At 68.4% G+C, this 23,978-nt stretch carries 20 protein-coding genes, 1 tRNA gene and 1 pseudogene; 14 read left to right on the top strand and 8 right to left on the bottom strand.

All coding sequences use genetic code 11. From position 1 onward, the window contains the following. Nucleotides 1–133: 133 nt before the first annotated feature. The 5 genes and pseudogenes from CV1CTNOD_RS24220 (at nt 134) to CV1CTNOD_RS24200 (ending at nt 4,683) form a co-directional block, all read left to right on the top strand. Nucleotides 134–1,531, top strand: coding sequence for a dihydrolipoyl dehydrogenase family protein (locus CV1CTNOD_RS24220; protein ID WP_131788233.1), 1,398 nt, complete (start codon nt 134–136; stop codon nt 1,529–1,531). A 76-nt stretch (nt 1,532–1,607) separates the two neighbouring features. After that, a complete protein-coding gene (locus CV1CTNOD_RS24215; protein ID WP_131788232.1) occupies nt 1,608–2,120 on the top strand; it encodes an NUDIX domain-containing protein in 513 nt (170 codons plus the stop codon). Nucleotides 2,121–2,456: 336 nt separating this feature from the next. After that, the gene (locus CV1CTNOD_RS24210; RefSeq protein ID WP_131788231.1) at nt 2,457–3,614 is read left to right on the top strand and encodes a cation diffusion facilitator family transporter; all 1,158 of its coding nucleotides are present in this window, start codon (nt 2,457–2,459) and stop codon (nt 3,612–3,614) included. A gap of 378 nt (nt 3,615–3,992) precedes the next feature. Continuing rightward, nucleotides 3,993–4,181 (top strand): annotated as a pseudogene (locus tag CV1CTNOD_RS27175) (AAA family ATPase); the annotation flags it as partial. Between the two features lie 247 nt (nt 4,182–4,428). Next, nucleotides 4,429–4,683, top strand: a complete 255-nt coding sequence (locus CV1CTNOD_RS24200) for an AAA family ATPase (protein ID WP_207386638.1) — start codon at nt 4,429–4,431, stop codon at nt 4,681–4,683. 32 nt (nt 4,684–4,715) lie between these two features. Here the strand turns inward: CV1CTNOD_RS24200 and CV1CTNOD_RS24195 are convergent. The 8 genes from CV1CTNOD_RS24195 to dnaA all read right to left on the bottom strand — a co-directional run bounded on the left by CV1CTNOD_RS24195 (nt 4,716) and on the right by dnaA (nt 16,712). Then, nucleotides 4,716–4,789: transfer RNA gene (locus CV1CTNOD_RS24195), tRNA-Ile, on the bottom strand. Between the two features lie 80 nt (nt 4,790–4,869). After that, entirely contained in the window at nt 4,870–5,274 is a 405-nt protein-coding gene (locus CV1CTNOD_RS24190; RefSeq protein ID WP_242606994.1) for a DUF3566 domain-containing protein, read from the bottom strand. Nucleotides 5,275–6,484: 1,210 nt separating this feature from the next. Next, nucleotides 6,485–9,001 carry a DNA gyrase subunit A gene (gyrA, locus tag CV1CTNOD_RS24185; protein WP_131788228.1) on the bottom strand — a complete coding sequence of 839 codons (2,517 nt, stop codon included), beginning with the start codon at nt 8,999–9,001 and terminating at the stop codon, nt 6,485–6,487. Between the two features lie 112 nt (nt 9,002–9,113). Continuing rightward, the gene (gyrB, locus tag CV1CTNOD_RS24180; protein WP_131788227.1) at nt 9,114–11,048 is read right to left on the bottom strand and encodes a DNA topoisomerase (ATP-hydrolyzing) subunit B; all 1,935 of its coding nucleotides are present in this window, start codon (nt 11,046–11,048) and stop codon (nt 9,114–9,116) included. A 445-nt stretch (nt 11,049–11,493) separates the two neighbouring features. After that, nucleotides 11,494–12,216 carry a DUF721 domain-containing protein gene (locus CV1CTNOD_RS24175; RefSeq protein ID WP_242606993.1) on the bottom strand — a complete coding sequence of 241 codons (723 nt, stop codon included), beginning with the start codon at nt 12,214–12,216 and terminating at the stop codon, nt 11,494–11,496. Beyond that, nucleotides 12,206–13,420 (bottom strand): DNA replication/repair protein RecF, encoded by a 1,215-nt coding sequence (gene recF, locus CV1CTNOD_RS24170; RefSeq protein ID WP_131788226.1) that lies wholly within the window; start codon nt 13,418–13,420, stop codon nt 12,206–12,208. The genes CV1CTNOD_RS24175 and recF overlap by 11 nt, the downstream gene beginning before the upstream one ends. A 1-nt stretch (nt 13,421) precedes the next feature. Then, nucleotides 13,422–14,579 (bottom strand): DNA polymerase III subunit beta, encoded by a 1,158-nt coding sequence (dnaN, locus tag CV1CTNOD_RS24165; protein WP_131788225.1) that lies wholly within the window; start codon nt 14,577–14,579, stop codon nt 13,422–13,424. 657 nt (nt 14,580–15,236) lie between these two features. Beyond that, nucleotides 15,237–16,712 carry a chromosomal replication initiator protein DnaA gene (dnaA, locus tag CV1CTNOD_RS24160; protein ID WP_131788224.1) on the bottom strand — a complete coding sequence of 492 codons (1,476 nt, stop codon included), beginning with the start codon at nt 16,710–16,712 and terminating at the stop codon, nt 15,237–15,239. A gap of 336 nt (nt 16,713–17,048) precedes the next feature. Between dnaA and rpmH the strand changes: the two genes are divergently transcribed. The 9 genes from rpmH (at nt 17,049) to CV1CTNOD_RS24115 (ending at nt 23,852) form a co-directional block, all read left to right on the top strand. Next, the gene (gene rpmH / locus CV1CTNOD_RS24155; protein ID WP_013871596.1) at nt 17,049–17,186 is read left to right on the top strand and encodes a 50S ribosomal protein L34; all 138 of its coding nucleotides are present in this window, start codon (nt 17,049–17,051) and stop codon (nt 17,184–17,186) included. A 32-nt stretch (nt 17,187–17,218) separates the two neighbouring features. Continuing rightward, nucleotides 17,219–17,656, top strand: a complete 438-nt coding sequence (gene rnpA / locus CV1CTNOD_RS24150; protein WP_131788223.1) for a ribonuclease P protein component — start codon at nt 17,219–17,221, stop codon at nt 17,654–17,656. Further along, nucleotides 17,653–18,129: a membrane protein insertion efficiency factor YidD gene (gene yidD, locus CV1CTNOD_RS24145; RefSeq protein ID WP_131788222.1), complete on the top strand. Its 477-nt coding sequence runs from the start codon at nt 17,653–17,655 to the stop codon at nt 18,127–18,129. Before rnpA ends, yidD begins: the two co-directional genes overlap by 4 nt. Before the next feature lie 12 nt (nt 18,130–18,141). Then, on the top strand, nt 18,142–19,467 hold the full coding sequence (gene yidC, locus CV1CTNOD_RS24140; RefSeq protein WP_131788221.1) for a membrane protein insertase YidC: 1,326 nt from the start codon (nt 18,142–18,144) through the stop codon (nt 19,465–19,467). A gap of 76 nt (nt 19,468–19,543) precedes the next feature. Further along, on the top strand, nt 19,544–20,191 hold the full coding sequence (locus CV1CTNOD_RS24135; RefSeq protein ID WP_131788220.1) for a protein jag: 648 nt from the start codon (nt 19,544–19,546) through the stop codon (nt 20,189–20,191). Nucleotides 20,192–20,472: 281 nt separating this feature from the next. Beyond that, on the top strand, nt 20,473–21,174 hold the full coding sequence (locus CV1CTNOD_RS24130; RefSeq protein ID WP_131788256.1) for a uridine kinase: 702 nt from the start codon (nt 20,473–20,475) through the stop codon (nt 21,172–21,174). A 62-nt stretch (nt 21,175–21,236) separates the two neighbouring features. Then, complete coding sequence (rsmG, locus tag CV1CTNOD_RS24125) at nt 21,237–21,974, top strand: 16S rRNA (guanine(527)-N(7))-methyltransferase RsmG (RefSeq protein WP_131788219.1); 738 nt, start codon at nt 21,237–21,239, stop codon at nt 21,972–21,974. Between the two features lie 28 nt (nt 21,975–22,002). Then, the gene (locus tag CV1CTNOD_RS24120) at nt 22,003–22,932 is read left to right on the top strand and encodes a ParA family protein (RefSeq protein WP_242606992.1); all 930 of its coding nucleotides are present in this window, start codon (nt 22,003–22,005) and stop codon (nt 22,930–22,932) included. Further along, nucleotides 22,929–23,852 carry a ParB/RepB/Spo0J family partition protein gene (locus CV1CTNOD_RS24115; protein WP_131788218.1) on the top strand — a complete coding sequence of 308 codons (924 nt, stop codon included), beginning with the start codon at nt 22,929–22,931 and terminating at the stop codon, nt 23,850–23,852. Before CV1CTNOD_RS24120 ends, CV1CTNOD_RS24115 begins: the two co-directional genes overlap by 4 nt. Nucleotides 23,853–23,978: the final 126 nt, after the last annotated feature.

The raw sequence follows: 23,978 nt of genomic DNA, 5'->3' as shown, positions 1-23,978 counted from the left end.
TAGGCCCCCGGACCTCCCAGATCGGTTCCCGGACCTTCCGGCGCGAAAAAAGCATGATCGCACTGCCGGTGGCCCTCCAGCGGGTACCCCCTGGTCTACCGGGCGTAGTCCGCAGGCGCGTAAGGGGACCGACATGGACGAGGCCGACATGCACGAGGCTGACGTGATCGTGATCGGGGCCGGGCCGGCGGGGGAGAACGTCGCGGGCCGATGCGCGGACAACGGGCTCGCCGTCTCGGTCGTGGAGCGCGAGCTGGTCGGCGGGGAGTGCTCATATTGGGGATGCATTCCGAGCAAGACGCTGCTGCGCCCTGGTGACGTACTCGCCGCGGCCGGCCGTGTTCCCGGCGCCGCACAGGCGGTCACCGGTACCGCCGACGCCGCTGCGGCCTTTGCATGGCGTGACTACATGACCAGCGGCTGGGACGACAGCGGCCAGGTGTCCTGGCTGAGCAGCAGGAAGATCACATTGTTTCGCGGGGTCGGCCGGTTGACCGGGACCCGGATGGTCGAGGTCACCGGCAACGACGGGACCAGGCGGCTGACCGCGAGACGGGCGGTGGTCCTCGCGACCGGGACGGTTGCGGCCGTCCCGCCGGTCGACGGCCTGCGCGACGTGCGTCCGTGGGACAACCGGAACGCCACCGCGGCAACCTACGTGCCGCGCCGGCTGCTGGTGGTCGGTGGGGGCGCGACCGGGGTGGAGATGGCACAGGCGTTCCACCGGCTCGGGTGCCCACGGGTGACCATCGTCGAGGGTGCCGGGCGGCTGCTCGCGCGGGAGGAGCCGTTCGCCGGGGAGGAGCTGCGCGCGGCGTTCCAGGCCGCGGGTATAGAGGTGATCATCGGCGTGCCGCTGGCGTCCGCACGTAGGGATGGCGATGCCGGGACGGTGGTGACGACGCTGGCCGACGGCGCCCGGATCAGCGCCGAGGAGATTCTCGTCGCTGTCGGTCGCCGACCGGCGACGACGGATCTGGGTCTGGACGTGCTCGGGCTGGCCTCCGACCGGTTCGTCGACGTCGACGGATGGATGCGGGCCACCGGGGTGAGCGGGGGCTGGCTCTACGCCGTGGGTGACTGCAACGGCCGGGCGTTGTTGACGCACATGGGCAAGTACCAGGGCAGGCTCGCCGCCGACGTCATTCTCGGCCGCGACGTCCCGGCCGCCACGGACGTGGTGCCGCGGGTGGTCTTCACCGATCCCCAGGTCTGCGCTGTGGGCCTGACCGAGCAACAGGCACAAGACGCCGGTCTGCCGGTGCGGGTCGTGACCTACGGCGCGGGTGACCTGCCAGGAGCTCAGGTGCAGGGCACCGGGATCATCGGAACCAGCAAACTGGTCATCGATTCCGAGCGTTCAGTGATCCTCGGAGCGACGTTCGTCGGACCGGGCGTGCAGGAGTTGCTGCATGCCGCAACCGTCGCCATCGTCGGGCAAGTGCCATTGGACCGGCTGTGGCATGCGGTGCCGTCGTTCCCCACCGTCAGCGAGGTCTGGCTACACCTACTCGAGCAATGCGGCCTGTAGATCCTTGTCGCATAACGGCGCCGATATCCACTGACCGGGCCGAAGCAACTCGTCACATCCGCTAAGATCACTTCACGTGACCAGCGCGCGACTGCCTCCGGCGGAGTTCTACGCGACGCTCCCCCGCTCGATCGCCGGGGCCGGCGTCCTCTTCCACGATCCTGACGACCGGGTCCTGCTCGTCCAACCGTCCTACCGCACCGACACCTGGCTCATCCCCGGCGGCCACATGGAGGCGGGAGAATACCCGTGGGAGACCGCACGGCGAGAAATCAAGGAAGAGCTCGGGCTGGATCTGCGCCCCGGACGGCTGCTGGCAGTCGACTGGGTGCCACCCCAGGACGACGGACGACCGGCACTGGTCAACTTCGTCTTCGACGGCGGAACGCTCACCGCCCACGACGCCGAACACCGCCTGCACCTGCAGGCCGACGAACTGACCGCCTGGCGGCTGTGCACTCCCACGGAATGCGACCAGCTCCTCGCGCCGTACATGGCCCAGCGCATCCACGCCTGCGCCGACGCCCTGCGCACCGGTCGGACCGCCTACCTCCAGCATGGCCGGCCGCCCGCAACCACGACTGACTGACCGAGCGCCTGCCTGACTGGCCGGATGACCGCCTGGCCGCATGCTTGGCCGGATGGGCGGATCCGAGGCCGTCAGGCTCTCCGGGCGGCCCAGGGACCCTGGGCCGCCCGGACCTCCCAGACCGGCTTCACCGATCCGGCAGAAACCCTGGATCCGGCAGGAACCCCGAGCGGGAGAAAAACATGATCGCGCCGCCTTTGGCCCTGCGGGGCCGGCGTTAACGGCGCAGTCGGTCGGCCCGTCCAGCAACACCATTGCACCTGCGCGAATCCGCACCTGCATGGATCCGTGTGCTGCACCGTCGCCGCAATGATCCTTTCGTGGCAGCGTACGGGTATGGCGCATGAGCAGCGGACCTCGGCCGCCGGACACCATCCCCATGACGCTCACCATCTCCGTGATACCCGTGACACTCAGCACAACCATGACCACAGTCATGGTCATGGTCATAACACCGGTGCACTTCCCAGGGATGGTGCACGGTGGCGGTACCGGCTGGCTCACCGCCTGGTGCCGCACTCCCACGACACGGCGAACCGGGTGGATCCGATTGTGGAGACGTCCGCCGAGGGCATCCGCACGTTGTGGATATCGCTGGCCGTGCTCGGGGCGACCGCTGCCCTTCAGATGGTCATCGTCACGCTGTCCGGGTCGGTGGCGCTGCTCGGGGACACCATCCACAACGCCGCGGACGCACTGACCGCGCTGCCTCTGGGCGTTGCGTTCGTCCTCGGCCGGCGGCCGGCGACCCGCCGTTACACCTACGGTTACGGCCGCGCCGAGGACCTCGCCGGTGTCGCCGTCCTTGCGACGATCGCTGCCTCCGCTGGCCTTGCCGCCTACGAAGCCGTCGACCGTCTGCTGCACCCCCGTGCAGTCACCCACCTGCCTGCGGTGGCCGCGGCCGGGCTGGTCGGGTTCGCCGGCAACGAGCTGGTGGCCAGGTACCGGATCCGCACCGGACGGAAGATCGGATCGGCGGCGCTGGTCGCGGACGGGCTGCACGCCCGCACCGACGGGTTCACCTCCCTGGCCGTGCTGCTGGGCGCCGCCGGCGTGGCCGCGGGATGGGACACGGCCGACCCGGTCATCGGCCTGGCCATCACCGTCACGATCATCGCCGTGCTTCGTGACGCCGCAGGCGGGGTCTACCGGCGCCTTATGGACGCTGTCGACCCGAACCTGATCGATGCCGCCGAGGCCGCGCTACGGGCCACCCCCGGTGTCAGCGCCGTCGGCCGGGTCCGGTTGCGCTGGATCGGCCACCGGTTGCACGCCGAAGCCGACATCGTCGTCCCCGGGGAACTCACCGTCGTCGATGCGCACGCGATCGCCGTGACCGCCGAGCACGCCCTCATCCATGCCGTGCCGCGGCTGGCCGCCGCGACCGTCCACACCGACCACCCGGCAGCGCACGACGCTGACCACCCGCACGCACTGCTCGCCCACCACGGCGTCCGCGCACACCCCCTCGCCGGCAACGCCGGCCCGTAGGAGAGCCCCAGAGACAAGGACCTCCGGCAGCGCGGAAAGAACATGATCGTGCCGCCTTTGGTCCTCTGGACGAGCCTGGACGTCCGAACGGTGCAGCAAGTGATCTGCCCGCCTGGTCACCGGGCGCCCATCTCCTACAGACATCGCCTCCGGCACGTCCGCCGTCGCGTGGTCGACACAACAGGTCAGCCAGCCCCGCTCGCGGGCAACGCGGGCGAGCAGGCGGACCAGAAACGTCCTCTCGACGCCGGCATCACCGAACACGCTGAGCGGCAAACCGATGCCATGGGTCCTCGACCGGCACCACTAGGAACGTTGACCGCTGATGGGCAGCGTCTACAGGCAGGCCATCCGGAGTGGGCCGGTACCGTCGGACAGATGGTGGCTGATCCACCGGCGGCCGAGCCCGGCACCCGCGCAGTTTTCCTGATCACTGGTATCTCCGCGGCGGGCAAGTCGACCGTCGCCCAGCAGCTGGCCGAACGCCTGACCCGATCCGTGCACGTACGCGGCGACACGTTCCGACAAATGATCGTCAACGGCCGGGTCGATATTCGGACCAGACCGCGACCGAAACCGTCGACGACATTCTTCACCGAGCCTGGACCGAAGCACACGTCCCCTGAGCGGCGTCGACCAGCCGGACGGCAGCGTCCTCTTCCTGGAATCGTCCACGGCGATCGGGACATCCACACGGCCATCCTCGTCCGCCAGTCGACAGCGTGCTCATCTGCCGTCGGTAGAACGGTCGTCAACCGGTCAGACGCCGCCACGTCACGCCACGCCACGCTACGGTCGGGTCGTGCTCGTCATCATGAGCGGATTGCCGGCCACCGGGAAAACAACCATCTCGCGCACGCTGGCGAGGGCGGTCGACGGCGTCCACCTGCGCATCGACACGATCGAGCAGGCGGTGGTGGACTGGGATGCGGGCACACAGCCGCTGGGCCCGGTGGGCTACGGCATCGGCTACGCGAGGAGTCCGCGGGCTCGGCCCCCCAACCACAGGACCGTGGGGGTCCGGGGGGCTCGGCCCCCGGGCAGACATTACGACCCCCGGCAAAGCTGAACCTAGTTCAGCGAGCAGGCGAAGCCGGCGCGTGGACCTGGGAGGACTTGAACCTCCGACCTCTTCCTTATCAGGGAAGCGCTCTAACCGGCTGAGCTACAGGTCCTTGCCGGGCTCCACAGTACCGGATGCGCGAGATGTTCGGCGCGGCACCTAGCGGGAAGCCCGCCGTGGGTTCATGCGTCGCTATTGATCACCCAGGGTGACCTCGATGCCACCGACCATCTCGGTACACAGGTTGTACAGCAACGCGCCCAGGGTCGCCAGCGCCGTCATCAGGATCACGTTGATTGCGCCGATGAGCAGCCCGATTTCCATGGCCCGCGTGAACGACAGCCAGGTGCGCACCCCGCCGTTGCTGCCGTCGGTGAGCGTGTCCGCCGCATCCACAATGCTGTCGAACACCCCGATCGAGTTCAGCACGAACCACAGCACAGCGGCTGCGATCATCAGCACGACGAACACGCACAGGGAGAACGCGAACGTCAGCTGTGCCACCGACAGCGGATTGACCCGGGTGACGCGCAGCCGGGCCCGCCGGCCCTGTCCGGGTGTGCGCATCACGGACGGTCCGGTCGCAGTGCCTGTCATCGGCCCGGTGGCCGGGTCCTTCACGCCTCGTGCCCGTACCGGGATCTGGGACGTACCAGCTTCGACGGGAGGTTCGGCCGACCGATTCACAAGGGCTTCCCGCGTAGCTGCGGCCTTGCCCCGCGATGTGGGGCCCTCCGGGGAGTGACGATCGGGCGGTGCGGACATGGCTCGATCGTCACTGCGCGGATATTCACCGTCCAACCGTTTGAAGGCGTCCGTCTCCGGAGCCTGCGCCGCCCCGGCCGCCGGTCCACGTTCCGAGTGTCCCACACCACCAGCATCCCCGCCCGGCGCGCCGCGCGTGACCGGGCTGCCGGTCGCCGAACTGGCAACCGCCGGTCTACCGGTACCGGCCGAACTGCCGGATCTCTTCATGGGCCGACGCAACGAGATCGTGTCCGAATCAGACCGAGGTCTCCCGCTTGCGGACGTCGATACAGGCGTTGATGCAGGCACTGCCCCGGCGGCATCCGTCTCGACGCCGCCGGCAGCACCACCGGCCACGGCCAGACGCGGCGCCTTCCGACCCGACGCGCTCGAGGAACGCCCGGCCGGACGCCCCGAGCCGGTGGCGACCGATCCCGGGCTCGCGTCGGCCGCCGAGGCCGAAGGCTGCGGGGCCGCAGACGTCGGGGCCGCCGAAGCGGTCGGGGCTGAGGGTGTTGAGGAGACGAAGGGCCTCACCGGGCTCTGGCGATCAGGGGAGGCATCCGGGTCCGTGGCCGATCTGCTCCCATCCGCTCGACCAGGCGGAGCGCCCTGCGCGCCGCTGCGACGGGGGCTGGTGCCGGATGCGGCCGGGGAGGCGGAATCCGGCTTCGCGGTGGCCGCCCGGCGGGGCGGGCGCGCCGATGAGCCAGGAGGTACCCGCTGCGCAGCCCCGGCATCACGGCTACCACGGGCCTCTCGTGGCATCCGCAGGTCCCGGATCACCGACGATGCCTTCTGCGCCTGCGTCCCATCGTCATGCGCACCGGGCCCCGAACCCGGGGGCGACCCTGGCTCCGGGGCTGCTGGGACTACCGGGTCGGAACGGGCCTTGCCCGGCGCGGCACGCTGTTCGTTCCAGGGTTCCCCGACCCGCTCGGGCTGGTGCTCCGACCGTGGCAGGGAAGATCCACGGAAGACCGGTGACCGGGTGGTCCGGTCGTCATCGCTATCGCTCACGGTCCTTCTCCCGCCTTGCCGCCCGGCCCGTCATCCGCCCTCAGGCCGGATCTCCCCCGCCGGGACCGGCTGTCGAACCGTTGCTTGCGTTGTCTTCCGCATCGGCATTACGCGCTACTCCGACAACCTGTACGCTGGATTCAAGATCGATAAGACGGACCCCCATGGTCTGCCGTTGAGCCCGGCGGACGTCACGCGCGACGGTCCGCAGCACACCGCCGTTGGACGTGATCGCGTAGAGCTGGTCGTCCGGACCGACCACGAGGGCGCCGACCAGGCCACCGCGGGTAGAGACGATCTTCGCGGTGAGGACGCCCTTGCCGCCCCGGCCCTGCACCGGATACTCGCCCAGAGATGTCCGCTTGGCGTACCCGCCGCTGGTGGCGACGAGCAGGTTCGCATCCGAGTCCGGCGGGACGACCTCCATCGCGAGCAGCTCGTCGTCGGTGTCGAAACGCATCCCGATGACGCCGGAGGTGGCACGCCCCATGGGGCGCAGCTGCTCGTCGTCGGCGTGGAAGCGGATGGACTGGGCCTGCCGGCTGACCAGCAGCAGGTCGTCGCCCGCGGACACGAGCCGGGCCGCGATGAGCTCGTCGTCGTCGCGCAGGTTGATCGCGACGAGCCCGCCGGAGCGGTTCGAGTCGAACTCGGCCAGCGCGGTCTTCTTGCACAGCCCGCGCCTGGTCGCGAGCACCAGGTACGGTGCCGCATGATAATCCTTGATCGCCATGACTTCGGCGATGCGCTCGTCCTGACCGAACGCGAGGATGTTCGCCACGTGCTGGCCCTTGGCGGTGCGGGCCTGCTCGGGCAGCTCGTGCGCCTTGGCCCGGTACACCCGCCCCTTGTTGGTGAAGAACAACAGCCAGTGATGGGTGGTGGTGACGAAGAAGTGCTCGACTATGTCGTCCTCGCGCAGGGCCGCGCCCTGGACGCCCTTGCCGCCCCGACGCTGTGAGCGGTACAGGTCGGTCTTGGTCCGCTTGGCGTAGCCGCCGCGGGTGACGGTGACGACGACGTCCTCGCGCGCGATGAGATCCTCGACGGACATGTCGCCCTCGAACGGGACGAGCCTGGTTCGCCGCTCGTCGCCGAACCGGTCGACGATCTCGGTGAGCTCCTCGCCGATGATCTCCCGCTGGCGGATTGGTGAGGCGAGGATCGCCTCGAGTTCGGAGATCTTCGCCCGCAGCTCGGCCGCCTCGTCAATGATCTTCTGACGCTCGAGCGCGGCGAGCCGGCGCAGCTGCATGTCCAGGATGGCGACCGCCTGGATCTCCGACAGGGAGAACCGGTCCATCAGCTGTCCGCGCGCGGCGTCCGCCGACTCGGCGTTGCGGATGAGGGTGATCACCTCATCCAGGTGGTCGAGGGCGATCAGCAGGCCCTCGAGCACATGCAGGCGCTCGCGGGCCTTGCGCAGCTGGTAGCGGGTCCGACGGACGATCACGTCCACCTGGTGGTCGACGTAGTACCGCACCATCTGGTCCAGCCGCAGGGTGCGCGGCACCCCGTCGACGATCGCCAGCATGTTCACGCCGAAGGTGTCCTGCAGCTGGGTGTGCTTGTACAGGTTGTTCAGGACGACCTTCGCGACCGCGTCCCGCTTGAGGTCGATGATCAGGCGCTGGCCGGTACGCGCGGAGGTCTCGTCCCGGATGTCGGAGATCCCGCTGATGCGGTTGTCCCGGACCAGTTCGGCGATCTTCTCCGCGAGGTTGTCGGGGTTGACCTGGTACGGCAGCTCGGTGACGACGAGCTGGGTACGGCCCTTGTTCTCCTCGACCTGCACGACGGCCCGCATGCGGATGCTGCCGCGGCCGGTGCGGTAGGCGTCCTCGATGCCCTGGCGGCCGACGATGAGACCGGAGGTGGGGAAGTCCGGCCCCTTGATCATCTCAAGCAGGGCGTCGAGCAGCTCGGAGTCGCTGGCGTCCGGATGCGCCAGGAACCACTTCACGCCGCCGGCGACCTCCCGCAGATTGTGCGGGGGGATGTTGGTGGCCATGCCGACGGCGATGCCGCCGGCACCGTTGACCAGCAGGTTCGGGAAGCGGCTGGGCAGGATCGTCGGCTCCTGCGAGCGGCCGTCGTAGTTCGGGGCGAAGTCGACCGTGTCCTGGTCGATGTCGCGCAGCATCTCCATGGCCAGCGGCGCCAGCCGTGACTCGGTGTACCGCATGGCGGCCGGCGGGTCGTTGCCCGGGGAGCCGAAGTTGCCGTTACCGTCGACCAGCGGGTAGCGCAGCGACCAGGGTTGAGCGAGGCGCACCAGGGTGTCGTAGATTGCCGAGTCGCCGTGCGGGTGGTAGTTACCCATGACGTCACCGACGACGCGCGAACACTTGAAGTAACCGCGGTCCGGACGGTAACCACCGTCGTACATTGCGTACAGGACGCGGCGGTGCACTGGCTTGAGGCCGTCACGGACCTCCGGCAGCGCCCGGCCGACGATGACCGACATGGCGTAGTCGAGGTAGGACCGCTGCATCTCGACTTCGATGCCGATGGGCTCGACCCGGTCGCCGGGCGGCGGGGGTAGTACGTCGGTCACGCGGGTCCTTCCATACAGGGATGGTGAGGGTGATCAGCCGTGTGCGGTACAAACTGTCCGGAACCGGATATCCCGATCCGAGTCCATCGGGTGATCAGATGCCATCGGGTGATCAGATGTCGAGGAAACGGACGTCCTTGGCATTGCGCTGGATGAAGGAGCGCCGGGCATCGACGTCCTCGCCCATCAGGACGGAGAACAACTCGTCCGCCACGGCGGCGTCGTCCAAGGTCACCTGCAGCAGGATGCGGCGGTCGGGGTCCATGGTGGTGTCCCACAGTTCGGTGGCGTTCATCTCGCCGAGACCCTTGAAGCGCTGGATCGCGTCCCTGGGCAGTTTGCGCCCGGCCTCGATGCCGTGTTCGATCAGGCCGTCGCGCTCCCGGTCGGAGTAGGCGTACTGCCAGTCCTCCCGCCCCCATTTGATCTTGTAGAGGGGCGGCTGGGCGAGGAAGACGTACCCGGCCTCGACCAGCGGACGCATGAACCGGAACAACAACGTCAGCAAGAGCGTCCGGATGTGCTGGCCGTCGACGTCCGCGTCCGCCATCAGGACAATCTTGTGATAGCGGAGCTTGCTGGCGTCGAAGTCGTCGTGGATACCGCAGCCGAGCGCCTGGATCAGCGCCTGGACCTCGGTGTTCTTCAGCACCCGGTCGATCCGGGCCTTCTCCACGTTCAGGATCTTCCCCCGCAGCGGGAGGATCGCCTGGAACTTCGAGTCCCGGCCGCCCTTGGCCGAGCCACCCGCCGAATCGCCCTCGACGATGTAGAGCTCGCAACGCTCCGGGTCGGTGAACTGGCAGTCGGCGAGCTTGCCGGGCAGGCCCGTCCCTCCGAGTAGACCCTTACGACGGGTCAGATCGCGGGCGGCCCGAGCGGCGATACGGGCCCGCTGGGCGTCCAAGGCCTTGCTGACGATCGCCCGAGCCTCGACACGGTTGGCCTCAAGCCAGTCCTTCAGCGCCGAGTAACACATCTCCTGGACGAACCGCTTGGCCTCACTGTTGCCAAGCTTGGTCTTGGTCTGACCCTCGAACTGTGGCTGCGCCAGCTTCACCGAGATGATCGCCGTCAGGCCCTCGCGGATGTCGTCACCGGCGAGGCGCTCGTCAGGGTTCTTGCCATTGGCCTTCGGGGGCTTGAGCAGGTTCTGATCCTTGGCGTAGGCGTTCACCGCGCTGGTCAGCGCCGCTCGGAAGCCCTCCTCGTGGGTACCGCCCTCGTGGGTGTTGATGGTGTTGGCGAACGTGTAGACCGACTCGTTGTAACCGGCGTTCCACTGCATGGCGAGCTCGGCCTCGATGCCGGTGCCCTTGGAATCCAACGAGATGACGGTCTTGTGGATCGGGTCCTTGCTGGCGTTGAGGTGCTCGACGAAGTCGACGAGCCCGCCCGCGTAGCAGTAGGTGACCTCAAGGGGTTCCTCGGGACGCTCGTCCCGCAGGCTGATCGTCAGCCCCTTGTTCAGGAACGCCATCTCCTGCAGCCGGCGGGTGAGGGTCTCGTACTTGTACTCGGTCGTCTCGAAGATCGAGTCGTCGGCCCAGAAGGTGACGATCGTACCGGTCTTCTTCGTGGGAGCACCCTTGGCCAGTGGCGCGGCCGGACGCGTGTTCGCGTACGGCTGGAACCAGGTGAAGCCCTCGCGCCGGATCTCGACCTCGAGGCGGGTGGACAGCGCGTTCACCACGCTCACGCCGACCCCGTGCAGGCCACCGGACACCGCGTAGGACTTGCCGTCGAACTTCCCACCGGCGTGCAACGTGGTCAGTACGACCTCGACCGCTGGACGCTTCTCCGTCGGATGCTCACCCACCGGAATGCCACGGCCGTTGTCGGAGACCCGGACACCGCCGTCGGCAAGCAGCGTCACGCCGATCGTGTCGCAGTAGCCGGCAAGCGCTTCGTCCACAGCGTTGTCCACAACCTCGTAGACGAGATGATGAAGACCGCGCTCGCCGGTGGAGCCGATGTACATACCCGGACGCTTGCGAACCGCGTCGAGACCCTCAAGAACCTTGATCGAACTTGCATCGTAGGCCACGCGGTATGTCCCCTCGTCCTCAACTGCGAACAACGCGAGAAGCGTCTCTTGAGTCTACCTGGCACCTCGGCCAGAAGGACGCGGGGTGGCCCCTGACATCGGCGCAGCGTCCCGAACAGCTTTCCGTCGAACCCCCGTACGCAGGGGTCCCCGGATGGCGCCTCCAGGCAATCCGGGGACCCCTGCGTACGGGGGTGGGCCCCCGGGGGGGCTGCCGTATGCGGGGCGCCGCAGGCGTCCGGCCGGAGGCGGCATCGTGTCGGGCACCGGACCGGCGACGGCACGATGATCGTTTCCGCGCCACCGGCAGCCTGGGGTTGCCGCCTGAGTTGCCATTGTCCACAGGTGACACGCTCCACAGGCCGGGCACCCACGACCGGCCTGACCTACCCAATGGCCGCAGGCAGCGCGATCATGATTTTTCGCGCTCGGGGTTCCTGCCGGATCAACCGTACGTGTCGCGGGGACCGCGTCCGCCGGGTGCCTGCAGCGGGCCGTGCCGCCAGCTCGGCGCGGTCGGCCCCCGGACCACGATCCTGCGCACGACATCCGGCCCCAGTTCCGTGCGCAGGGTGGTCAGAATCTGCCGGGAGAGCAGCCGCAGCTGCGTTGCCCAGGCCGTCGACTCGGCGGCAAGCTCCAGCTCGCCGTCACGCAGGGAAACCGGATGGCAGCGCATGGAGATATCCGGACCGACCAGGACCTCCCAACGGGCCAGCACCGAGGCGTCCGTCGCCCGGTCCCGCCAGCCGCGTTCGGCGAGCATCCGCTGCACCGCGCTGCTCAGCGCGACCGGCTCGGCCCACTCCCGCCCGGGCGCGGCCATCCCGGGCATCCGCAGGCGGCGTGCCGGCTGCCGCGACGGGTCGGGCCGACCGCCACCACCGCCGCCGTCGGCCGGCCCGACCGACCCGTCGCGCCGTCCCACGCCACTGCCGTTGCCCGCACGCCCGCCACCCCGACCGGACGCCCTGGCCCGCGCGTCCTCCTTCGCCCGCGCCAGGATGATGCGGGCGAGGTCGGCCCCGCGCGCGGGCTCGTCACCGGGTGGCTGTCCACGTCCACCGGGCAGCGGCTGATGTCCGCCGGAAACCGGCCCGCGTCCACCGGGGGCTGACCCGCGTCCGCCGGCCGCCGGCTCACCGTCGGCCACAGCGTCATCCGACACGGCTCACCTGCCCGTCCGCGACCTTGAACCGTGCCCCGGCCAGTGCGGCGGGCACATCCTCCTCGACCGCGGCGGTCACCAGAACCTGCTCGGCCGACGAGACCAGCTCCGCCAGCCGGGCGCGGCGGTTCGCGTCGAGTTCGGCGAACACGTCGTCCAGCAGCAGCACCGGTTCGCGCTGATCGTCCTGTAGCAGTTCGAACGACGCCAGTTTGAGCGCGAGAGCGAGCGACCACGACTCGCCGTGACTGGCATACCCGCGCGCCGGCCGCCCATTGATCGACAGCAGCAGTTCGTCGCGGTGCGGGCCGACCAGGGTCACTCCCCGTTCGATCTCCTGCTGGCGGGCCGCGGCGAGCTCGGCGAACATCGCCTCCTCCAGGACCGCACGGTCGGAAACCAGCCGATCACCTACGCGCGCGACCACGGTCGAGCGGTACTCCACACCGGTCAGCTCCGTCCCACCCACCGGCGCCGCCGGCCCGGTTGATCCGGCCGGCCCGACTGATCCGGCCGGTGCGGCCGATGGCTGGGTGGCCGGGGAGGCCACCGCGCAGTAGGCGGCCTCCACCCGCGGCCGCAGCGCCTCGAGCAGTCCGAGGCGCGCGGCCAGCAACTCGCAGCCGTGATGGACCAGGTGGGAGTCCCACACGTCCAGGGTGCGCAGATCGCCTGCGCGGCCGGACCGCCGCGCCGCCCCGGCGGTCCGCAGCAGCGTCGACCGCTGGCGCAGGACCTTGTCGTAGTCGGCGAGCACGCCGGCGAGGCGAGGCGTGCGGGCCACCAGAAGATCGTCGAGGAATCGCCGGCGTCCGGCCGGATCACCCTTGACCAGCGCCAGGTCCTCCGGGGCGAAGAACACCATGGCCAGAAGACCGAGGACGTCGTGAGGCCGGACGAGGGGAGCGCGGTTGAGCCGGGCGCGGTTCGCCCGACCCGGGATGATCTCGATTTCGACCAGTGCCGCGCGGTCGCCCCGTACGATCCGGGCGCGCAGCGCGGCGCTCGTGGCACCCTCACGGATCAGGGGGGCGTCCGAGGCTACCCGGTGACTGCCAAGTGTCGCCAGGTAGCCGACGGCCTCCAGCAGGTTGGTCTTGCCCTGCCCGTTGGACCCGACAAACGTGTTCACCCCGGGAGCAAGCAGGAGGTCCAGCGCCGGATAGGACCGGAAGTCCACCAGCGACAGGTGGGTGAGATACACGTCACCCGGACAGCCTGATCGGCATGAGCAGGTACCGGTAGTCGGGGACCTCGCCGTCGTCAGGCGCCTTGTCCGTGAGGATCGCGGGCTTCTTGGACGCCTCGTCCGGGTCGTCGGCACTGGCGAACCCGATGTGGACGACATCGGATTCCAGTGCGCCCAGACCGTCCAGCAGGTATGCCGGGTTGAAAGCGATCGACAGCTGCGGCCCGTCGTAGGCGATCGGCAACGTCTCCTGGGCCTGGGCCTCACCACCGACACCGGCCTCCAGGACCAGATGATCCGCAGAAAAGCCCAGCTGGACCGGGGCGGTGCGGGCGGCGACCAGTGCGACGCGTTTCACGGCCTCGGCGAACGGGGAGATCTCGACCTGGGCGGTCAGCGGTGAGCTGTCGGGGAGCAACCGCTGGTAGGGAGGAAACGAACCGTCCACCAGACGGGTGGTGGTCTGACGACCACCACCGGAGAAACCGGCCAGCGCCTCCCCGGAGGGACCTGAGCCGAGCGAGATCGCCACCTCCACGCCGGTCCCTGACAGTGACTTCGCTGTTTCGCTCAGCGTACGCGCCGGCACCATGGCCACGCCGTCGGCCGTCTCGGTCGCCGGACGCCATTTCAGCTTCCGGACCGCCAGCCGGTAACGATCGGTAGCGGCAAGGGTGAGTACGTTGCCATCGATCTCGACCCGCACGCCGGTGAGCACGGGCAGGGTGTCGTCCTTGCCCGCGGCGACGGCGACCTGGGACACGGCCCCGGCGAACGCCGCGCCCTCGATATGGCCGGTGACCAGCGGCATCGGCGGCAGCGCCGGATAATCGTCCACCGACATAGTCGGCAGGGTGAAACGTGCGTTACCACAGGTGAGGACCACGCGCGCGCCATCGGTGTACAGGTCGACCGGCGCCGACGGAAGGGCTCTGGTGATCTCGGCGAGAAGCTTGCCGGAGACCAGGGCCCGACCCTCTTCCTCGATCGTCGCGTCCACTCCGGACTGGGCGGCGACCTCGTAATCGAAGGCTGCGACTGTCAGTGACGGGCCGGTCGCGTCCAGCATAAGGCCGGCAAGGACCTGAAGCTGGGAGGTCGCACGGGTCGGCAGTGTGCGCGCCGTCCACGCCACGGCATCGGTGAAGTCGTCCCGTTCAACCCGGAACCTCATGATTCGCCCTTCTGAACCGTTCGTCCTCGTGACCACAGTGACCTGTCACGTCGGTTGCGCTGTGACAGGCACGAGTCCCGCCGGGATGCCGCCGACGGTCTGCGAACACGTTCGCAGACTCGACCGTTGTCGTGCCGCCCGCATCCGGTGAGGCGCTCCAGCATCGCAGGCGTCGGTTCGAGGCTCGCGGCAGGGCCCGGCATCGCAGCCGGCAGCCTCCCGTACGTGACGAACTCCCGGATGGCAATCCGGTTCCGATCATGAGGCGTTGTCCCCAGGCCCAACTTCTTGTGGATGTGTTCTCTAAAAAATGATCTAGTTCGTCGTATCAGTAGGGCCGGTGGATACTGGGGACAACTTGTGTTTTCGCAGCTCAAGGGCCTAACCGGACGGTGCGGATGCTGTGGAAACCGCTGTGCCCAGCTCCTGTGGATTTCCACCGCCGGTCTGCTTGTCCCCTGCTCGTCCCCGGTTGTGCGCAGTCTGTCCCCTGGCTGTACACAGTTTCCGCACAGCCTGTCCCCGGTTACGCACAGATCGAACGGGCGACCGTCCACGGATTCCACAGAGTTTTCCACAAGCTGTGCACAAGACTCCACAGGCGCATGAGGGCGGATCCGGCTGCTGCCGCACCGTCCTTACCCCGATCTGCCCCGTCTATGCCTGGCGGGTCTGAGCCCGGATGCGGTTGGTCAGTTCCGTGACCTGGTTGTAGATCGCCCGGCGTTCGGCCATCAGTCCCCGGATCTTCCGATCGGCGTGCATCACCGTGGTGTGATCCCGGCCACCGAAGTGCTGGCCGATTTTCGGCAATGACAAGTCGGTCAGTTCCCTGCACAGGTACATGGCGATCTGCCGGGCGGTGACCAGCACCCGGCTGCGGGACGTGCCGCACAGATCCTCCATGGACACGCCGAAGTAGGTCGCGGTCGCATTCATGATCGCTGCTGCGGTGATCTCCGGGTCGGCCGCGTCCGGGATCAGGTCACGCAGGACGATCTCGGCCAGCGTCCGGTCGACGTGCGACTTGTTCAAGCTCGCGAACGCCGCCACCCGGATCAGCGCGCCCTCCAGCTCACGGATGTTGCGCTCGATGTGGGTCGCGATGTACTCCAGCACGTCGCCGGGAACCGGCAGCCGCTCGGTCGCAGCCTTCTTCGACAGGATCGCGATCCTGGTCTCCAGGTCGGGCGGGGTGACATCGGTGATCAGACCCCACTCGAACCGGCTGCGCAGCCGGTCCTCCAGGGCGGACAGCTGCTTGGGGGACCGGTCGGAGGTGATGATGATCTGCTTCTCGGTGTCGTGCAGGACGTTGAAGGTGTGGAAGAACTCCTCCTGGGTCCGTTCCTTGTTCTCCAGGAACTGGATGTCGTCGACCAGGAGCACGTCGGCGTCCCGGTAGCGACGTTGGAACGCCTGCTGCCGGTCGTCCCGGATCGAGTTGATGAAGTCGTTGGTGAATTCCTCCGAGCTGACGTACTTCACCCGTGACTCGGGGTACAGCTTCAGTGTGTAATGACCGATCGCGTGCAGCAGGTGGGTCTTGCCGAGCCCGGAGTCCCCGTAGATGAACAGCGGGTTGTAGGCCTTTGCGGGCGCCTCGGCGACAGCCACCGCCGCCGCGTGCGGGAACCGGTTGCTGTCACCGATGACGAACGTCTCGAACACGTAGCGGGGGTTCAGCCGGGCCGGCTCGTAGGACCGGGGCGCCGGATCGCGTCCGAGGCCCGGTGTGATCCGGGCCTCGGACGCGGCAGACTGCGCGGACGCGGTGGGCGCCGACACCGGAAGGCTGATCGGCCCGGTCATCGGCTCCGGATCCGGCAGGTGCTCTACGGTGACCGCCACTCGGATCTCTCGTCCATAGGCTGTGGACAAAGCTGTGGACAGAAACGGCCGGAGGCGTGAGTCGAGCAGGTCCTTGGTGAACTCGTTCGGCGCCGCGAGCAGCGCCGTGTCCTGGACGAGGCCGAGTGGGCGGGTCAGGCGCAGCCACGCCCGCTGCTGGGCCGACAGGGTGCCGTCCGCGACTCCGGCAACGGCCTGTTCCCACACGGCGGACAGATCCGGTTCCTCGACAGGCACCCTGCCTGACATGCCTGCGAAGGGGTCGGCGCTAAGGTCTGTCATGAGGCAGGCTCCTCCGGAGGCGTCGGACGGGTGGACGGGCAAGGACGGACGGCTGCGGCCGGCCCTGGCGGGGTCAGTTCTCCACATGGTCGTCCACAAGCTGTGTACGACCATGACACCGCACCGGTCGAGCCGCTCCTGCGCCGCCCCCAATGTTCCCCGCGGGTCCCCCGTGGCCGGCTGGCACCTGCCGGCCAGCCCCGGTGCGGCGGGGCTTGATAGTCTCAAGCGTCGGGTTGCGGCGACAGCGCGCTGTTCGGTGTGTGTCTCCACTGCGTTCTGTACCGTTTCCGTTGCTATCGTTGTCCTTTGCCCGTCTGGCGTCCGGAGTCCTCTGTGAGCAAGCGCACCTTCCAGCCGAACAACCGCCGGCGTGCCAAGACGCATGGTTTCCGGCTCCGGATGCGGACCCGCGCCGGTCGTGCCGTGCTCTCGGCCCGTCGTCGCAAGGGCCGCAGCGAGCTGTCCGCCTGAGATCCGCTCGCGTACCCGATCCCTCCCGCGTCATGCTGCCCGTTCGGAACCGTGTCCGGACCAGGGCCGAGCACGCCCAGGTCGGTCGCGCTGGACGCCGGACCCGCAGCGGTCCACTGGTTATCCACAGCCTGGTTGTGGATAACCAGACCGTGGAGGGCGCGCCGGAACCAGCCGCCGCCCCTGCGCCACGGGTCGGTTTTGTCGTGGGACGCAAGGTCGGCAACGCGGTCGTGCGCAACCGCGTCCGCAGACGGCTTCGGGAGCAGGTGCGTGCCCGCCTCGACCGCATCCCCGCCGGGACGCTCATGATTGTGCGGGCCTTACCGGAGGGCGCCACCGCGTCCTCGGACGAGCTGGGGCGAGCTCTCGACCGAGGCCTGCGCAACCGCTCTGCCCGGCTCGTCCCGGTCGCGGGACCCACCGGCGTCATCGGCACCGCCAGCCCCGCGGGCCGGCAGCTACGATGAGCCGCGGTGGCGTTCTGCTGGCCGCGGGCCTGATCATCGTGATCGACCTGCTCGCCACCACCCGTCTGGCCGCAGGGCTCGCCCCACGGATGTCTCGCAGCCGGGACGGCGCGGTACGCAGTCCCCTCGCCTGGGCGTTACGCATGATCATTGTTTTCTATCGGGCCGCTTGGTCCGCGCGTAACGCGGGGGTCTGCCGGTTCGAGCCGTCCTGCAGCGCATATGGGCTCGAAGCGGTGCGTCGTTACGGTGGAGTCCGTGGTGGTCTGCTGGCGGCTCGCCGGCTGCTGCGCTGCCAGCCGCTGTCGGCCGGCGGCTACGACCCGGTGCCGGTGCGTGCCAGCACCTCGCCTGATCACGGGCGGCTTGGTGTGCCAACCGGTGAACAGGGCGAACAGAGCGCGAATCCGTGGCCGGACCCGCAGCCGAACCCGCCCAAGCCGACCGCGTCCCGCTGTGGCACGAGGGCCTAAGGAGACGAACCAGTGCTGGATCCCCTCTACCATCTCGCGGCGAACGCGATCGTCTTCTTCCACAAGGGCTTCGGGCCGATCTTCGGCCGCGACAGCTTCTTCGCGTGGGCACTGTCGGTCGTCCTGCTGGTGATCTGTGTCCGAATTGTGATCTTTCCGCTGTTCGTCAAGCAGGTGAAGTCCCAGCGGACGATGCAGCTGATGCAGCCGAAGATCAAAGAGATCAGGGACAAGCACGGTCACGACAAGCAGCGGATGAACGCCGAGATCATGGCGTTGCAGAAGGAGCACGGCAACCCGCTGCTCGGATGCCTGCCGATCCTGCTGCAGATCCCCCTGTTCATCTCGCTGTTCCACGTCTTCAGCCACCTCAGGCCGGTCGACCGGCCGGGTGGCGTGCTGGAGTGGGCACCACGGGTCGGGCTGACCGCCCAGCAGGTGCAGCAGATCGCCGAGGCCAAGCTGCTCGGTGTCTCGTTGTCCACCTCGTTCACCTCGTCGTCCAACTTCCTGGAGTTCGTCCAGGCGAACGGGACGAACGTCAAGATTTTCGCTGTCGCGCTGATCGTCCTGATGGGTACGACGACGTTCCTCACCCAAAGACAGATCATGGCGCGGACCGGGCCGGTCGACCCGCAGCAGGCGATCGTGCAGAAGGTCCTGCTCTACGGATCCCCGCTGATGCTCGCGGTGTTCGGCTTCCAGTTCCCGATCGCGGTCCTGCTGTACTGGCTGACCACCAACCTGTGGAGCATGGGCCAGCAGTTCTTCGTGATCAAAAAGATGCCACCGCTGTCTGTCCAGAGTGCCGGCGGACGTGTGCCGAGCACCCGGTCGGCGGCCGCAACCGGGACGAAGAACAAGGCGCCGCAGCCGGCGCCGACCCGCCCGGCACCCGGCGCTCGTCCCACCGCCAAGGCCAAGAACCGGCCGGCTCCAGGGGCAACCGCGCCGTCCGCAGGATCGTCCGCCGTACTGCCCGACAAGACGGTGAACGGCACCGGCAAGGCGGTGAACTCCAACAGGGCGGTGAGCAAGGCTCCGCCGGGAACCCGCTCTCCCCGAGGCAACTCGCAGTCCTCGCAGCCGGCACAGCCTTCGAGGTCGTCGAAGGCATCTGATGCTTCGAAGGCCGACGAGGTCGCCACCGGCGAGGTGTCACCGCAGCCGGCGCAGGCACAGAACGGGTCCACTCAGGACAAGCGGACCCCGTCCGGCGACGAAGCTCAGGCGGGTGCGGGAAAGCCCCATGTCACGGCGGGCGCCCGCCGGCCTCCGGGTGGTTCCCGGCCCGCCAAGCGGCGTGGCAAGGGCGGACGACCCGGAGGCCGGCGGTGACTACCCCTGCCGTGACCGGGTCCGAGCCCGCCCAACCTGCGATCCGCAGACGCCCCCCCTTGAAGGAGCTGTTCCGATGACCGGTTCCGCACCTGACCTGGCCGCCGACATCGAGGTCGCCGAGGTCGAACAGGCTGGCGGCCCGCCCGCGCCGGCCACCTCCCAGCCGGGCCCGGACGGGCCGGAGTCGGACGGGCCGGAGTCGGTCCGGCCGGATCGGGACCACAGCCCTGCCTCGGCGGTGGCGAGCAGCCGGCAACGGATTGCCGACCTGGAGCAGGAAGGGGAGATCGCAGCCGACTATCTGGAGGCGCTGCTCGACATCGTCGACATGGACGGCGACCTCGACCTGGACGTCGAGGGAGAGCGGGCTGTCGTCGCGGTCGTCGGGGACGGACTCGACCTCCTCGTGGGTGCCCGGGGGGAAACGCTGGAAGCGCTCCAGGAGCTCACTCGGCTGGCGGTGCTGCAGAAGACCGGCGTCCGCAGCCGGCTCATGCTCGATGTCGGCGGTCATCGTGCGCGGCGTCGGGCCGAGCTGCGTGACCTTGCCGCGGCTGTTGCCGAGCGGGTGAAGTCGGCCGCTCGACCGGAGAAGCTCAAGCCGATGACGCCGTTCGAGCGCAAGGTCGTCCATGACCTGATCGCGACGATCGACGGCGTCGTCAGCGAGTCCGAGGGTGAGGAGCCCCAGCGCCGGGTGGTTGTCCTGCCCGCGAGCTGACGGCCGCGGACACCGCCCGCCGGGTACTGCCGGCGGGCGCGATCCCGGGGGCCGCAAGTGATGCGGCCCGACGACGGCTTCCTGCTCACCTCCGCCCACGTCGTGGGTGGGCGCGATCTTGGGAACCGCGAGTGGTGCGGCGCCCGGTCAGAGGCCCCCGCACAGGGGCACGCCGCACGCGTTCCCTCTTTTTCGGCTGTCGCCTTTTCCCGGCCCGTCGCCCGGGATGCCCCTGAGTTTCCCGCACCGCACCAGCCGTGTCCGTCGCTACAGTCCTCGACATGGTCGGTGACCCGGATCCGGGATGGTCACGTGCGCATGTGATCGAAGCCCTCGCGGGCCTGCTGGCGACCACCAGATCCGATCAGGTGCTCCGGGTGGGTGTCGACGGGCCTGACGCCGCGGGCAAGACCACGTTGGCCGACGAGCTCGCGGAGAGCATCACGCGACTGGGCAGGCCCGTGGTCCGCGTGAGCATCGACGGTTTTCATCACCCGGAAGCCGTTCGCCGCCGGAGAGGTCCGCTGTCACCGGAGGGCTATTTCTTCGATTCGTTCGATTACGCGGCTCTTCGACGTCTCGTCATCGACCCACTCGGACCGGGTGGCGACCGGCGTTTTCGTAGTGCCGCCTTCGACCATCGTTCCGATATCGCCCGCGCCGTCCCGGAGCAGACAGCCGCACGCAACGCGGTGCTGCTGCTGGACGGCGTTTTCCTGCTGCGCGAAGAGCTGCGCACCTGCTGGGAGATCAGCGTCTTCGTGCAGGTCAGCCCGGCGGAATCACTGCGCCGAGCGCTGGATCGGGATGTCGCCCTGTTCGGGTCGACGGACGCGGTTCGCGAGCGCTACGAACGACGCTACTTGCCAGGGCAGGAGCTTTACCGGGCACTGGCCGCGCCGATGGACACCGCTGACGTGGTGATGGACAACGCGGACCCGGACCTCCCGGTCATCCTGCGGTGGCCGGGACAAGGGGCCTGATCCCGGATCCAGGACGGGATCCAGGACAATCGCGGATACCGGGCAGCGAGCATGCTGGTCGCATGCTGCCTGTGTACGGTCCCCCGTCTGTCGCCCCCGGAGTTTTCGGGGATGGTTTTGATCTTGCCTGTGTCTACGCGGATCTCCTTGCCGCCGCCGGCGTCGAACGCGGACTGATCGGTCCTCGCGAGGCCGACCGGCTCTGGGAACGTCACCTACTCAACAGCGCGGTCGTCGAAGAGGTTGTCGGTCACGCCGCGACCGTCGTGGACGTGGGTAGCGGAGCCGGGCTACCCGGGATACCGCTTGCCCTTGCTCGTCCCGATCTGAGGGTGACCCTTCTCGAACCGATGCAACGCCGCTGCGTGTTTCTTCACGAGGCAGTGTCCGGGCTCGGACTTGAGGGGCGAGTCACGGTGGTTCGCGGACGCGCGCCCGATGCTGCCGCTACCGTGGAAGGCCACGCGTTTGATGTTTGTGTTGCACGAGCCATCGCGCCCCTGGGACGGTTGGGCGCGATGCTCCTGCCAATGGTGAAACCGGGCGGTGTCATGCTTGCACTGCGTGGTTCGCGTGTTGTCGAGGAGTTGTCGGTCGCGCGAGGCGAACTGGAGGCCCAAGGCTGGCGCGATATGGAAGTCGTGAAATGCGGAGTCGGACGGGTGGCGGAGCCGGCCACCGTATTGCGCGCCGTCCACGTCGTACTACAGCCTGGACGCCGGCAGGGAAGTGGGAAAACGCGTGAAGCACGGCGAGGACGGGAGGCGCAACGTGCACGTGGACACACACGTTCCACGTGAAACAGCGTCGGGGGGAAGCAGCAGATCCATGCGCGTGGCGAAGACCGGGCTTCGACCCGCCGACCCGCCGCTGGATACCAATGATCCATCCACCCCTATCGGAGCGGCGGCAGCAGCAGCAGTGGAAGCCTTGACAATGGAACGACGACGGCCGTTTCCCCGGCCTACGCGACGGCGCATCATCACCGTGGCGAACCAGAAGGGCGGGGTGGGGAAGACCACCACGACGGTCAATCTCGCCACGGCCCTGGCCATGCACGGGTGTCGGGTCCTGTGCATCGACCTGGACCCGCAGGGCAACGCGTCGACAGCGCTCGGGGTCGACCACCGCTCCGGTGTCCCGTCCATCTACGAGGTGCTCCTCGGGGATCGACCGCTCGACGAGGTCATCGTCAGGTCATCCGAGGCTGACGGGCTGTACTGCGCCCCGGCCACGATCGACCTTGCCGGTGCGGAGATCGAGCTGGTGTCGGTGGTGGCGCGGGAAACCCGGTTGCGGCGGGCAATTACCGGGCTGCAACAGGACGTCGACTACATCCTGGTGGACTGCCCACCGAGCCTGGGGCTCCTTACCGTCAATGCTCTGGTGGCCGCCAAGGAGCTCCTGATCCCCATCCAGTGCGAGTACTACGCGCTCGAGGGGCTGGGGCAGCTTCTGCGTAACGTCGAACTCGTGCAAGCACATCTCAATCCGGAACTACGGTTGTCCACCATCATCCTGACCATGTACGACTCGCGAACGCGGCTCGCGGACCAGGTCGTACACGAGGTCAAGGAGCACTTCGGCAGCCGCGTCCTGGGCACGACCATCCCGCGTAATGTGCGAATCGCCGAGGCGCCGAGTTATGGCCGGTCAGTCCTGACCTACGACCCTGCTTCACGAGGGTCGCTGTCCTACCTGGCTGCCGCGCGCGAAATCGCCGAGCGAGGCTTCGAGCCGAATGGGGTGGGACTGTGACTGCGCGTCGGGGTGGGCTGGGGCGAGGGCTGGGAGCGTTGATTCCGACCGCGATGGATGTCGCGGGCGTCGACGACGGTTTCGGGCTGCCGTCAGGGCCCGGGCCCGTCCATGGCGCCATCTTCCGGGAGGTCCCGGTCGATTCGGTGACGCCGAATCCCCGCCAGCCGCGGACACACTTTGACGAGGAGGCCCTGGAGGAGCTAGCCGCAAGCCTGCGCGAAGTCGGCCTGCTCCAGCCCATCGTCGTCCGTGAGATCATGCCCGGACGCTACGAACTGGTCATGGGTGAACGGCGCTGGCGGGCGTCCAGACTCGCGGGCTTCAGTCAGATTCCCGCCATCGTGCGGGACACCGCTGACGACGCCATGCTCCGGGACGCCCTGCTGGAGAACCTCCACCGCCAACAGCTCAATCCGCTGGAGGAGGCAGCCGCGTACGAGCAGCTCCTACGCGACTTCGGCGCCACCCATGAGGAACTCGCCGGGAAGCTCGGACGCTCGCGATCCCACGTCACCAACATGATTCGACTGCTGGGTCTGCCGCCTGCCGTGCAGCGACGGGTGGCAGCCGGGGTGCTCTCCGCCGGCCATGCCCGGGCTCTGCTGTCGCTGGAGGATCCCGAGGCGCAGGACCGGCTCGCGACCCGCATCGTTGCCGAGGGTCTGTCCGTTCGGGCTGTCGAGGAGATCGTGGCAATGGGCGAGGAAGGGCCACGGCGGACGCCTCCCCGCGGCCCGCGGGTCACCTCTCCGGCCCTCCACAAGCTTGCTACCCGCTTGTCCGACCAGTTCGACACGCGAGTAAAGGTCGACATGGGCCGGAGCAAAGGAAAGATTACGGTCGAGTTCGGAAGCATCGAGGATCTGGAGCGGATCGTCGCGGTGATGACGGCGTCGGGAACCGCTTCCTCGTCTTGATGAGAACGGCTGGATGAGAACGGCTGGAGACCCGTGCCGTCGGCCCGGATGGAACACCACTATCCGGGCCTCCTGTCGCCCTGCCGACCAAGGACGGTCTGTACACGACGGTGATCGGACCCGAGA

The organism is Protofrankia symbiont of Coriaria ruscifolia, assembly GCF_900634745.1.
Taxonomy (GTDB): domain Bacteria; phylum Actinomycetota; class Actinomycetes; order Frankiales; family Frankiaceae; genus Protofrankia; species Protofrankia californiensis.
Note: the sequence above shows the minus strand (reverse complement) of the source record. Positions and strands in the feature narration are given on the sequence as shown.